The following is a 13,315-nucleotide window of genomic DNA, read 5'->3' as shown; positions in this document are numbered from 1 at the left end:
CAAGGCCGCTCCTACATTTGTTGCAACGTGCCGAACCTGTCAGGCCATGGTTGCCAGCCTTGACGCATGCCTTGAGACAGGTGGGACGGCAGTGGTGCCCACATTGAAATCGCGTCGAACCAACAAGGCGGACCCGGTAATGGCACAGGATTGACTGGCCCGAAACAGATGTAGGAGCGGCCTTGCGTCGCGATGCGCCGCGGGCGGCGCTCGATCTCAAAGACGCTGCAGAAATCTCGCCGAACACCCCGCAACGCCCCCACCGCTCTTAAGCCTACCCCCGCCGAGCATACTCCCGACAATCCTCCCAACCGATCCCGCTCTGGGCCGTATGCTGCAACAACCACTCCAGCGCCGGCTGCGTCTTGGGCTGATTGTCGCGGAACTGGATCACCCCCTTGCGCCACAGCAGCATCAGCGTCAGCACCCGCTGTGCCGAGGCTTCGGCGGTCAGCGGTCCGTCATCCTGGGCGTCGATGTCCCACAACGATACCCGCAACTGCTGGCTGTCCATGAACCCCTCGCCATCGGCGCGGCGCTGGCCATAGGGCGGGCGGAACAACGGCACATACTGCTCCGCCAGGTCGGCCTGGACCCGTGCCTGGCTGCGACGCAGCGAGTCCTGCCAGTCCTGCCACTGGGCGTGGGAGCGGTACTCCCACCCCTGGATACCCACGCACTGGCCGGCATACAGCTCATTCACCGGACCGGCGTCACGACGTTGCTGCAGGCGATTGCCGAGCACGAAGAAAATCCCGTCGAGCTTCTGCCGCCGCAGGTAGTCGGCCACCGCATCGGTGCCGCCGCCCTGTGGCCCCGGGCCGCCGGCGAAGGTCAGGAGGAACATCCGGTCGTTGAGCTCCTCGCCATTGCGCTCGCGGTTGGACAGCTTGGCCACCTCGCTGGTGGTTTGCGGGAACAGCGCGGCCTTGCGCAACTGTTCATCCAGGTATCGAGTGTGGAACTGATGACTGGGCTCGACCCATCCGGTATAGAACGTGCCTACATCCTCGGCGAAAACAGCAGACTGCGTGCGTAGATCGGCCATGGACTCGACCGGGTAGCAGAACGAGGCATCCTGCTCGCAACTCTTCTGCGCCTGTTGATAACTTGTCCACAGGCGCTGCCACAGACGTGCCCGTACGGCCCGCACGACGGTCAGGTTGATCTGGCGCAAGCCGAGCCGGGTCTTGAGCGCCTGCTCATCGAGCATCTCGCTTTCGTGCAGCACCCGGGCGAACGACAGGATCTCCGCCCGCGACGCCACGTCGAACAGCGTCGGGCTGTCCAGCTGCTCGGGCCACAGCTCACGGTCGAAACTGACGAAATCCGCCGGGGCCGCCTGCGCGCCCAGGCTGAGCAGCCCGGCGAACAGGGCAAACGCGATACGCACGATGAGCAATCTCCTTGAAGGCATGGCGCGCACTATAGCGCGACCGCCCGCGGTTTAATGTGGCGATGTTCGGTGACTATCGTCGCCATAGTTTGGCGTTGTGCCAGCGGCCCCGTAGAATTCGCCCGACGATTCCAGGAGCCGACCCGATGCTGACGGTGATTTCCCCCGCCAAGACCCTCGACTACGACACCCCGCCGGTAACCCAGCGCCACACCCTGCCCCAGTACCTGGACGACTCCCAGGAACTGATCGTGCAACTGCGCGAACTGGCGCCGGCGCAGATCGCCGAGCTGATGCACCTCTCCGACAAGCTCGCCGGCCTCAACGCCGCGCGCTTCGGCAGCTGGACCCCGGATTTCACCCCGGCCAACGCCAAGCAGGCACTGCTGGCGTTCAAGGGCGACGTGTACACCGGGCTCGACGCCGAAAGCCTGGGCGAGGACGACTTCAGCTACGCCCAGGACCACCTGCGCATGCTCTCGGGCCTGTACGGCCTGCTGCGCCCGCTGGACCTGATGCAGCCCTACCGCCTGGAAATGGGCACCAAGCTGGCCAATGCCCGCGGCAAGGACCTGTACGCCTTCTGGGGCACGCGCATCAGCGAATGGCTGAACCAGGCCCTGGCCGACCAGGGTGACGACGTGCTGCTGAACCTGGCCAGCAACGAATACTTCAGCGCGGTGAAGAAGAGCGCGCTGAAGGCGCGGGTGATCGATGTCGACTTCAAGGACCTGAAGAACGGCCAGTACAAGATCATCAGCTTCTACGCCAAGAAGGCCCGCGGGATGATGAGCCGCTTTGTGATCCAGGAGCGGATCAGCGACCCGGAGCAGCTCAAGCGCTTTGATGTGCAGGGTTACTACTACAGCGCCGAGCAGTCGAAGCCGGATCATCTGGTGTTCCTGCGCGATCACGCTGAGGGCTGATGGCCCCGGGGGCGCTTTGCGCCCCTTTCGCGGCACAAGGCCGCTCCTACAGGGACCGCGCTGTTCTCTGTAGGAGCGGCCTTGCGCCGCGAAAGGGCTGCGAAGCAGCCCCATCCCACCCTTGCCCTGCAACGGGGCACGCTTTCACCCTCGAATTCGCCAAATAACAGACGCCAAAAAACCAACCACCCTATCCTTATTGCAAAACGCCATAAGACCGTTCGTAGTTTTTTGACGAAAATTGAAAAAAATTTTCGCATGCTGGCCTATAACCATCCCCCTGCGATTTCGCCCTTTATATACGGGGACGAAACTGCCGTGTGCTATCAGATTGAAAGTATTTCCCTCTGAAAAAATATTTAGAAATCTTTCATCGTGACGAAACCGCCCCCGGAACTTCTGCCAAGGGAGATGGCTCATAGCACCCGTAACGAGTTTCAAGCGCCCGGCGTGAGAAATGACTTACAGATGACAAAGGGCCGCCATTCTCAACCGGCCCAAAAAACTTCAACGGCGGTACAGGAAGTGCCAAAAGCCATGATCCATGCAGGAGGCAAGCGCCCCTAAAATTCGTCCTAGTGGTTGATTTCAAAGGATTTATCCACTTGAAAAAACAAGCACAGCACTTCACCAACGGTGAATTGCAATAAAGACGGCTGCATTTCAGGGCACGCCTTTTTAAATACTGGCCTATGACTGCCAACTTTGAGTGCATAACTTTTTGCGCTCCGGATTTATTCATGCCTGCGTTCGGTGAAGTGTCAATTCGCCATGGATCCGTGCGCCCGAATACTGCTGGTCAATCAACCCGGTCGGCTCTTCGCTGAAGGGCTGGCGTGATAAACACACGAGGTGAATGCGATGCGTATCAGCATCTTTGGTTTGGGTTATGTGGGTGCAGTCTGTGCAGGTTGCCTGTCGGCACGAGGCCATGAAGTGATTGGTGTGGACGTTTCCAGCACCAAGATCGACCTGATCAACAAGGGCAAGTCGCCCATCGTCGAACCGGGCCTCGAAGAGCTGCTGCAACAAGGCATCGCCAACGGCCGCCTGCGCGGCACCACCGACTTCGCCGAAGCCATCCGCGCAAGCGACGTGTCGATGATCTGCGTCGGCACGCCAAGCAAGAAGAACGGCGACCTGGGCCTGGAGTACATCGAGTCGGTGTGCCGCGAGATCGGCTACGTGCTGCGCGACAAGGCCAGCCGTCACACCGTGGTGGTGCGCAGCACCGTGCTGCCGGGCACCGTGAAGAACGTGGTCATTCCGATTCTGGAAGACTGTTCGGGCAAGAAGGCCGGTGTCGACTTCGGCGTCGCGGTCAACCCGGAGTTCCTGCGCGAAAGCACCGCAATCAAGGACTACGACCAGCCGCCGATGACCGTCATCGGCGAACTGGACAGCGCCAGCGGCGACGTGCTGCAGGCCCTGTACGAAGAACTCGACGCGCCGATCATCCGCAAGCCGGTCGAAGTGGCCGAGATGATCAAGTACACCTGCAACGTCTGGCACGCGACCAAGGTCACCTTCGCCAACGAGATCGGCAACATCGCCAAGGCCGTCGGCGTCGATGGTCGCGAGGTGATGGACGTGGTCTGCCAGGACAAGGCGCTGAACCTGTCGCAGTACTACATGCGCCCGGGCTTCGCCTTCGGTGGCTCGTGCCTGCCCAAGGACGTGCGCGCCCTCACCTACCGCGCCGCCAGCCTCGACGTGCGCGCGCCGCTGCTCGACTCGCTGATGCGCAGCAACGAATCCCAGGTGCAGAACGCCTTCGACATCATCGAGAGCCACGACAAGCGCAAGGTCGCCCTGCTCGGCCTTTCGTTCAAGGCCGGCACCGACGACCTGCGCGAAAGCCCGCTGGTGGAGCTGGCCGAACGCCTGATCGGCAAGGGCTACCAGCTCGACATCTACGACCAGAACGTCGAGTACGCCCGTGTCCACGGCGCCAACAAGGACTACATCGAGTCGAAGATCCCCCACGTCTCCTCCTTGCTCAACGCCAACTTCGAGCAGGTGGTGGACAACGCCGAGATCATCATCCTGGGCAACCGTGACGAGCAGTTCCGCGCCCTGGCCCAGCAGGCACCGGAAGGCAAGCAGGTGATCGACCTGGTCGGCTTCATGAGCAAGCCGACCTGCGCCACCAGCCGCACCGAAGGTATCTGCTGGTAAACCCGGCCGGGCGGCGCGTCCCTCCCCAGCGCGCCGCCCGCCCTCCCCCGAATTCTCGACGGATGCCGAACATGCAAAGGTTCCAGACCATGCTGCTGCAATGCGCCGGCTGGCTGCTCTACATGAGCCTGCTCATGCTGATCGCCCTGGCCCTGCCCAGCGATATCTTCGACTCGCAGTCGAAGCACTTCATCTTCCTGGTCGGTGCCGTCGGCATCTGGCGCTACTCCATGGGCGCCACCCATTTCATCCGCGGCATGATCTTCCTGTACATCGTCTACCCCTACCTGCGCCGCAAGGTGCAGAAACTCGGCAAGGACGCCGACCCGTCGCACGTGTACCTGATGGTCACCAGCTTTCGCATCGAGGCACTGACAACCGCCCAGGTGTACAGCTCGGTAATCCGAGAGGCGATCGACTGCGGCTTCCCCACCACCGTGGTCTGCTCGCTGGTGGAGAAGTCCGACGAGTTGCTGGTGAAAAGCCTGTGGGCCAAGTACAACCCGCCGTCCCACGTGACCCTCGACATCGTGCGTATCGCCGGCACCGGCAAGCGTGACGGCCTGGCCTATGGTTTCCGCGCCATCTCGCGGATGCTGCCGGATGAAAACGCCGTGGTGGCGGTGATCGACGGCGACACCGTGCTGGCCGAGGGCGTGGTGCGCAAGACCGTGCCATGGTTCCGCCTGTACCCCAACGTCGGTGGCCTGACCACCAACGAGTTCTGCGAAGTGCGCGGCGGCTACATCATGAGCGAGTGGCACAAGCTGCGCTTCGCCCAGCGCCACATCAACATGTGCTCCATGGCCCTGTCCAAGCGCGTGCTGACCATGACCGGGCGCATGTCGATGTTCCGCGCAAGCGTAGTGACCAACCCCGAGTTCATCGCCGACGTCGAAAGCGACTCGCTGATGCACTGGCGCCTGGGCCGCTTCAAGTTCCTCACCGGCGACGACAAGTCCAGCTGGTTCAGCCTGATGCGCCTGGGCTACGACACCTTCTACGTGCCCGATGCCGCGATCAACACGGTCGAGCACCCGCCAGAGAAGAGCTTCGTCAAGGCCAGCCGCAAGCTGATGTACCGCTGGTACGGCAACAACCTGCGGCAGAACTCCCGCGCCCTGGGCCTGGGTCTCAAGCGCCTGGGGCTGTTCACCAGCATCGTGCTGCTCGACCAGCGCGTGTCGATGTGGACCAGCCTGCTGGGCCTGACCGTGGCGGTGATCGCCAGCTTCAAGTTCGGCCTGCAGTTCCTGCTGGTGTACCTGCTGTGGATCGGCATCACCCGCCTGATCCTCACCATCATGCTGCTGTGCTCGGGTCACAACGTCGGCCCGGCCTACCCGCTGATCCTCTATTACAACCAGATCGTCGGCGCGGTGATGAAGATCTACGTGTTCTTCCGCCTCGACAGGCAGTCCTGGACCCGCCAGCCCACTGCCCTCAAACGCGACCTCGCAAGTTTTCAACAATGGTTCAACACCTGGTCCTCGCGGACCATGACCTTCTCGGCCGCGAGCATCTTCGTCGCCGTGCTGTTCATGGTCGTGTGAGCCCCCGGATCGGACAACAGGAACGAATATCGCCATGAATACCGCCGTGAACGTCAATGTCGTGCATGAATCCGAAGCGCAGCGCCAGCACGCCCGGGTGCGCATCCCCGCCAAGCTGCGCTACCTGGACGGCAACCGCGAAGCGCACGAGGTGAAGGTTGACGACCTGTCCGCCGGGGGCCTGTCCTTCCACGCCAAGAAGCCTCTGCCTGAAGGCGAAGTGCTGCGCGGTCGCCTGCAGTTCGTGGTCGACAACCTCGGCCTGTCGATGGACGTCGAACTGCTGGTGCGCACCAGCAGCCGCGAGACCGCCCGCACCGGCGCCGAGTTCCAGAACCTCGAGCCGCGCGACATCGCCACCCTGCGCCACATCATCACCAGCCACCTGTCCGGCGAGCTGATCAGCGTCGGCGACGTGCTCAGTACCCTGCAGCGCGACAACTTCACCAAGGCGCGCAAGCACAAGGACGGAGGCTCGGGCCTTTCCGCCTTTGGCCGCCTGCGCGCGGTCACCGTGACCGCCGGGGTGTTCGTGGTCGGCCTGGTGGCCTTCGGCTTCGTCGCCAAGTCGCTGTACGGCCTGTACTTCGTCAGCCATGCCGAGGCCGGCGTGGTCGCGGTGCCCACCACCAACGTCACCATGCCCCGCGACGGCAGTCTGCAGAGCCTGGTGGAAAGCGGCGCGAGCGTGGCCAAGGGCGCACCGCTGGCGACCTTCAACACCAGCATGCTCGACCTGCTCAAGGGCCACCTGGACGACTCGCAGTTGGAGCCGGCCAAGGTCGAGGAGCTGTTCGGCAAGCAGCTCTCCGGCACCCTCACCAGCCCGTGCGACTGCGTGGTCTCGCGCCAGCTGGTGGATGACGGCCAGTACGCCAGCAAGGGCCAGCCGGTGTTCGCGCTGATCCCGCGCACCAGCGTCCCGACCATCGAGGCGCGCTTCAGCTATCGCCAGTTCGACGAAGTGAAGCCGGGTACCCGGGTCAACTTCCAGATCGCCGGCGAGGACGAAGTGCGCACCGGGCGGATCACCGGCAGCTCGAGCCTGGACACCGACAACCTGGCCTCCGACATCCGCGTGCAGATCAAGCCCGACGGCGGTCTGCCGGCCGAGCTCGCCGGGCGCCCGGCCGCGGTCAACAGTGATCGTGGTCCGTCGCTGAACTGGCTGATCGACAAGGCCGTGGCTCGTGGGTTGTAAGAGGATCGGACGATGAAACCTTTGAATGGTTTTTCTCCTGCTGGAGTGGCGTCGCCTGGATCGCGGCACAAGGCCGCTCCTACAGGGACCGCGCCGCACCCTGTAGGAGCGGGCTTGCCCCGCGATCGGGTGCGCAGCGCCCGCCCATTGGCATGGTGCGCCCTGGCCGCCGCCATCACCCTGGCCGGCTGCGCCGGCCTGCCCGACCAGCGCCTGGCCAATGAAGCGCTCAAGCGCGGCGACACCGCCACCGCCGAGCGCAACTACAAGGCCCTGGCCGACCTCGGCTACAGCGATGCCCAGGTAGGTCTGGCCGATATCCAGGTCGCCACCCGCGACCCGGCGAAACTCGAGGAGGCCGAAGCCACCTATCGCGCCGCCGCCACCACCTCGCCCCGTGCCCAGGCGCGTCTCGGCCGCCTGTTGGTGGCCAAGCCCGACAGCACCCAGGCCGAGCGCGAGGAGGCCGAAACCCTGCTCAAGCACGCTGCACAACAGGGCGAAAGCAACACCCTGATCCCGCTGGCGATGCTCTACCTGCAGTACCCGCAGAGCTTCCCCAAGGTCAACGCCCAGCAGCAGATCGACCAGTGGCGCGCCGCCGGCAACCCCGAGGCCGGCCTTGCTCAGGTCCTGCTGTACCGCACCCAAGGGACCTACGACCAGCACCTGGGCGATGTGGAGAAAATCTGCAAGGCGGCACTGGCCACCACTGACATCTGCTACGTCGAGCTGGCCACCGTCTACCAGAAACGCGCCCAGCCCGACCAGCAGGCCGCCCTGCTCGAACAACTGAAAGCCGCCCATGCCCGTGGCGCCGTGCCGGCCACCCGGGTCGACAGCGTCGCCCGGGTGCTGGCCGACCGCAGCCTCGGCCAGACCGACGAGAAGACCGCCAAGGACCTGCTCGAGCACATCGCCCCGGCCAACCCGGCCTCGTGGGTGAGCCTGGCGCAACTGCTCTACGACTTCCCCGAGCTGGGCGACACCGACCAGTTGATGGCCTACATCGACAAGGGCCGCGAGGCCGAGCAACCCCGCGCCGAACTGCTGCTGGGCCGCCTCTACTACGAAGGCAAGACCGTGCCCGCCGACGCGCAGAAGGCCCAGGAGCACCTGCAGGCCGCCGCCGACGCCGGCGAGGTCAGCGCCGACTACTACCTCGGCCAGCTCTACCGCCGTGGCTACCTGGGCCAGGTCGAGCCGCAGAAAGCCGTGGACCACCTGCTCGCCGCCGCCCGCGGCGGCCAGAACAGCGCCGACTACGCCCTGGCCCAGCTGTTCAGCGAAGGCCACGGCATCCGCCCGGCACCGACCAATGCCTGGGTGTTCGCCCAGTTGTCACAGGTCAACCCGACCCCGCAGTCGACCGAACTGCTGCAACAGCTCGACCAGCAGCTCACGCCCGACCAGCGCAACCAGGCGCAGGACCTGCTGGCGCAGGAGAAGCGGGCACGCGGCAGCATGACCCAGGGCGCCAACAGCACCCTGGCCATCGAAGCACTGCAGGACGAGAAAGACGACGTAGACGCCGAGGATTCGCTATGACGCTCAACCCCTTCGTGAAAGCCGGCATCGGCCTGGGCTTCGCCCTGCTGTGGTCGATGCCGACCCTGGCGGCGGAAACCGCGCAGAAGAACTTCGGCCTCGACGTGAAGATCACCGGCCAGTCCGAGGACGACCGCGACCTGGGCACCCGCTCCGGCGGCGACGTCAACGGCCTGGGCCTGGACCTGCGACCCTGGGTGTACGGTGAGCGCGGCCACTGGAGCGCCTTCGCCATGGGCCAGGCGGTGGCCGCCACCGACATCATCGAGACCGACACTCTGCGCCAGAACGACGACGGCACCACCAGCGACAACGGCGACGACAGCCGCAAGCCGGACAAGAGCTACCTGGCCATGCGCGAGTTCTGGATCGGCTACAGCGGCCTGACCCCCTACCCCGGCGAGCAGCTGCGCTTCGGCCGCCAGCGCCTGCGCAGCGACGACGGCATGTGGCGCGACACCAACATCGAGGCGCTGAACTGGACCTTCGACACCACCCTGCTCAAGGCCGACCTGGGCGTGGCCCAGCGCTTCAGCGAATACCGCACCGACCTCACCGAGCTGGCCCCGGAGGACAAGGACCGCACCCACGTCTATGGCAACGTCGCCACGCAGTGGACACCCGGCCACTGGGTCGGCCTGCGCGCCCACCACACTCATGACGGCGGCAGCCTGAAAAGCCCAGGCGAAACCGTCGACGCCCTCGACAAGACTCGCACGGGCGATCTCACCTGGCTGGGCCTGGAAGCCAACAGCGATGCCTACAACTGGCGCAACGACCACACCGTCAACTACTGGGGCAGCGTCACCTGGCTGACCGGCGATCGCGACACCCTCAGCAGCCAGGCGGTGGGCAACGACCAGGTCGCCACCGGCAAGCAGAGCGGCGACGTCAACGCCTGGGCCACCGACCTCGGCATCCGCCTGCGCCTGGACCCGCAATGGCAGGTCGGCGCGGCCTATGCCCGGGGCAGCGGCGGTGGCGGCAGCGACGGTTCGAACAACTTCGAGCAGACCGGCCTTGAGAGCAACCGCTCCAACTTCACCGGCACCCGCTCGCGGGTGCACCGCTTCGGCGAAGCGTTCCGCGGCGAGCTGGGCAATCTGCAGGCCGCCACCCTGTTCGCCTCCTGGCAGCTGCGCGACGACTACGACGCCAGCTTCATCTACCACAAGTTCTGGCGCGTCGACGGCAAGCAGAACATCGGCTCCAGTGGCATCAACGCGGTGGTCGACGACGGCGGCATCAACCGTCCGCTGGTGCAGGGTGAGAAAGACCTCGGCCAGGAGATGGACGTGGTCGTCACCAAGTACTTCAAGCAAGGCCTGCTGCCGGCCTCGATCAGCCAGTCGATCGACGAGCCGTCGGCCCTGGTGCGCCTGCGCGCCGGCGTGTTCAAGCCGGGCGACGCCTATGGCAAAGAGGCCGACTCGTACATGCACCGCGCCTTCGTCGACGTGATCTGGCGCTACTGAGGCCGGGAGAGGATTTGACATGAACCTGCACCCGAACCTTCGCCACAGCCTGCTGGCCAGCGCCCTGCTGCTGGCCGCAGGCCTGGCCCAGGCCGCCGAGCCGGAAATGGCCAAGGGGCTGCAACAGGCCAAGACCTACACCGTTGCCAGTGCGCCGATCGAGCCACTGCTGATGGACCCGCCCAAGCTGCCCGACCTCTCCGGCTACACCGCCGAAGCCGTGCAGAAGAAGATCGACCGCCGCCACAAGGGCAAGGTCAGCGTGCGCCGCATGCTCCAGGAGGACACCCTCAAGGAGTTCATCGGCGGCGACAATAAGGGCGCCGAGTGGGTGCGGCGCCAGCACGGCATTCCCCAGGCGATCTTCGTCGATGACGGGCATGTCGACCTGGTGGAACTGAGCAAAAAGGTGCCCGACCAGTACCTGCGCGAGACCGCGCCGGGGGTCTACCTCGCCCGCCTGCCGATCGTGGTCGGGCGCAAGGGCGTGCTGGAGATCGACGGCAAGGTCAAGGAGCTGCGCCTGTCCGAAGAGGCCGGCTCGTTCATCGTCAACGACGGCAAGCTGTTCGTCAGCGATACCCGGGTGACCGGCTGGCGCGAGCAGGCCAACGGCCCGGCAACCTTCCGCAAGCCCGATGAATTCCGCCCGTTCCTGCTCAGCTGGGGCGGCACCGAGACCTATATCGTCAACAGCAAGATGGCCAGCTTCGGCTACGCCAAGTCCAAGTCGTACGGCGTGAGCATCTCGCAGTACACGCCGAACATGGCCAAGCAGATGGGCCGCCCGGAACCCACCGGCTGGATCATCGGCTCCGAGTTCAGCGACATGTGGTACGGCTTCTACTGCTACGAGACCCAGGACTTCGTGATCAAGGACTCGACCTACCGCGACAACATCGTCTACGGCATCGACCCCCACGACCGTTCGCACCGCCTGATCATCGCCGGCAACACCGTGTACGGCACCAAGAAGAAGCACGGGATCATCGTTTCGCGCGAGGTCAACGACAGCTGGATCATCAACAACAAGAGCTACGACAACAAGCTCTCGGGCGTGGTGATCGACCGCAACAGCGTCAACAACCTGATCGCCTACAACGAGATCTACCGCAACCATACCGACGGCATCACCCTGTACGAGAGCGGCGACAACCTGATCTGGGGCAACAAGCTGATCAACAACCGCCGCCACGGCATCCGCGTGCGCAACAGCGTGAACATCCGCCTGTACGAGAACGTCGCCATGGCCAACGGTCTGGTGGGCGTGTACGGACACATCAAGGACCTCTCCGACACCGACCGCGACATCGCCCTCGACCCGTTCGACACCAAGGTGTCGCTGATCGTGGTCGGCGGCGAGCTGGCGGCCAACGGCTCCGGCCCGCTGTCGATCGATTCGCCCCTGTCGGTGGAGCTGTACAAGGTGTCGATGCTGATGCCGCGCAAGGCCAACGGCATCAGCTTCAACGGCGTGCTCGGCGAGCGCCAGGACGAAATCCTCGACCTGCTGGTGCGCCAGCAGAAGGCCGTGCTGATCGACCCGGTCGAACGCCAGACCGAAATGATCGACTAAGGAAGCCCAGACCATGACTCCACACCTGATGAAACTGCTGGGCCTGTCCGCCGCCCTCCTGGCCATCAGCCAGGGCGTGCGCGCCGACGAGGTCAAGGCGCCGACCTTCAGCGCCGAGCCCTGCTGCCAGCTGTGCCCCGAAGCCCACGACGCCAGCCGCTACACCACGCGCTACCAGCAGAACTTCACCACTCTGGTGCAGGCCCAGGGCGACTGGCTGTTCCGTACCCGCGAAGACCTGCGCACCGAATTCGACACCACCCCGGGCGGCTACAAGCGCCTGCAGCAGGTGCACGACGCGTTCAAGAAGCGCGGCGTCGAGCTGGTGGTGGTGTACCAGCCGACTCGCGGCCTGGTGAACCGCAACATGCTCAACCCCGAGGAAAAGGCCGCCTTCGATTACCAGAAGGCACTGCGCAACTACCAGGCCATGCTCCAGCGCTTCGCCAAGATGGGCTACAACGTGCCCGACCTGTCGCCGCTGACCAACGAGCAATTGGCCGCGGCCGACCAGGGCAAGGACTTCTACTTCCGCGGCGACCAGCACTGGACGCCCTACGGCGCCGAGCGCGCGGCGAAAATCGTCGCCGACACCGTGCACCAGATGCCGGCCTTCGAAGGCATCCCGCGCAAGGAATTCGAGACCAGGAAGTCCGGACGCATGGGCAAGACCGGCACCCTGCACAACGTCGCCGGCCAGCTGTGCGGCACCAGCTACGCGGTGCAGTACATGGACCAGTTCGCCACCGAGCCCAAGGGCGGCGCCAGCGGCGGCGACGACCTGTTCGGTGATTCGGGCAACGCGCAGATCACCTTGGTGGGCACCAGCCACAGCGGCAAGAACTACAACTTCTCGGGCTTCCTCGAGCAGTACATTGGCGCCGATGTGCTCAACGTCGCCTTCCCCGGGGGCGGTCTGGAAGGTTCGATGATCCAGTACCTGGGCAGCGAGGAGTTCCAGAACAACCCGCCGAAGATCCTGGTCTGGGAGTTCTCCCCGCTCTACCGCCTGGACCAGGAAACCATCTGGCGGCAGATCCTCGGCCTGCTCGACGACGGCTGCGACGACCGTCCCGCGCAGATGAGCGCCAGCGCCACCCTCAAGCCCGGCAAGAACGAGCTGATGGTCAACGGCAAGAATGGCGTGATCAAGGACCTGGTCAACCGCAACCACCAGCTCGACATCAAGTTCGAGGACACCTCGGTGAAAGTGCTGCAGGCCACTCTGTGGTACCTCAACGGCCGCCACGAGGACATCAAGATCGAGAAGCCCGAGACCTCCGACACCGATGGACGCTTCGTCTTCCAGATGCGCGAGGACGAAGACTGGGCAGGCCAGAACCTGCTCGCCCTGGAGGTCCAGGGGCCGGAAAGCGGCACGCAGAAAGTCGAAGCCAAACTCTGCAAACGCAACAACTTCGCCAGCCCCGCGCAGCACACCGCGCAGGCCGGCCAGTGAGGC

At 64.6% G+C, this 13,315-nt stretch carries 9 protein-coding genes; 8 read left to right on the top strand and 1 reads right to left on the bottom strand.

Going from position 1 to position 13,315, the window contains the following annotated elements; genetic code table 11:
• Positions 1 to 274 precede the first annotated feature (274 nt).
• On the bottom strand, positions 275 to 1,393 hold the full coding sequence (locus tag NMG10_RS13485) for a polysaccharide deacetylase family protein (RefSeq protein WP_254464520.1): 1,119 nt from the start codon (positions 1,391 to 1,393) through the stop codon (positions 275 to 277).
• Positions 1,394 to 1,542: 149 nt separating this feature from the next.
• Between NMG10_RS13485 and yaaA the strand changes: the two genes are divergently transcribed.
• The 8 genes from yaaA to NMG10_RS13445 all read left to right on the top strand — a co-directional run bounded on the left by yaaA (position 1,543) and on the right by NMG10_RS13445 (position 13,312).
• The gene (gene yaaA / locus NMG10_RS13480) at positions 1,543 to 2,322 is read left to right on the top strand and encodes a peroxide stress protein YaaA (protein WP_254464519.1); all 780 of its coding nucleotides are present in this window, start codon (positions 1,543 to 1,545) and stop codon (positions 2,320 to 2,322) included.
• Positions 2,323 to 3,183: 861 nt separating this feature from the next.
• Complete coding sequence (locus NMG10_RS13475; RefSeq protein WP_050704345.1) at positions 3,184 to 4,500, top strand: nucleotide sugar dehydrogenase; 1,317 nt, start codon at positions 3,184 to 3,186, stop codon at positions 4,498 to 4,500.
• A 71-nt stretch (positions 4,501 to 4,571) separates the two neighbouring features.
• Positions 4,572 to 6,053 (top strand): glycosyltransferase family 2 protein, encoded by a 1,482-nt coding sequence (locus NMG10_RS13470; RefSeq protein ID WP_203650674.1) that lies wholly within the window; start codon positions 4,572 to 4,574, stop codon positions 6,051 to 6,053.
• 34 nt (positions 6,054 to 6,087) lie between these two features.
• The gene (locus NMG10_RS13465) at positions 6,088 to 7,254 is read left to right on the top strand and encodes an alginate biosynthesis protein Alg44 (RefSeq protein ID WP_232855682.1); all 1,167 of its coding nucleotides are present in this window, start codon (positions 6,088 to 6,090) and stop codon (positions 7,252 to 7,254) included.
• A 12-nt stretch (positions 7,255 to 7,266) separates the two neighbouring features.
• Positions 7,267 to 8,802 (top strand): alginate biosynthesis TPR repeat lipoprotein AlgK, encoded by a 1,536-nt coding sequence (gene algK / locus NMG10_RS13460; RefSeq protein WP_254464518.1) that lies wholly within the window; start codon positions 7,267 to 7,269, stop codon positions 8,800 to 8,802.
• Positions 8,799 to 10,277: an alginate export family protein gene (locus tag NMG10_RS13455; RefSeq protein ID WP_203650671.1), complete on the top strand. Its 1,479-nt coding sequence runs from the start codon at positions 8,799 to 8,801 to the stop codon at positions 10,275 to 10,277. Before algK ends, NMG10_RS13455 begins: the two co-directional genes overlap by 4 nt.
• A 19-nt stretch (positions 10,278 to 10,296) precedes the next feature.
• On the top strand, positions 10,297 to 11,853 hold the full coding sequence (gene algG / locus NMG10_RS13450) for a mannuronan 5-epimerase AlgG (RefSeq protein ID WP_186712910.1): 1,557 nt from the start codon (positions 10,297 to 10,299) through the stop codon (positions 11,851 to 11,853).
• Positions 11,854 to 11,866: 13 nt separating this feature from the next.
• The gene (locus NMG10_RS13445; RefSeq protein WP_203650669.1) at positions 11,867 to 13,312 is read left to right on the top strand and encodes an alginate O-acetyltransferase; all 1,446 of its coding nucleotides are present in this window, start codon (positions 11,867 to 11,869) and stop codon (positions 13,310 to 13,312) included.
• Positions 13,313 to 13,315: the final 3 nt, after the last annotated feature.

The sequence above is a fragment of the Pseudomonas sp. DVZ6 genome (genome assembly GCF_024259445.1).
GTDB classification, from domain to species: Bacteria; Pseudomonadota; Gammaproteobacteria; order Pseudomonadales; family Pseudomonadaceae; genus Aquipseudomonas; species Aquipseudomonas peradeniyensis.
This window is presented reverse-complemented; position numbering and strand designations above follow the sequence as displayed.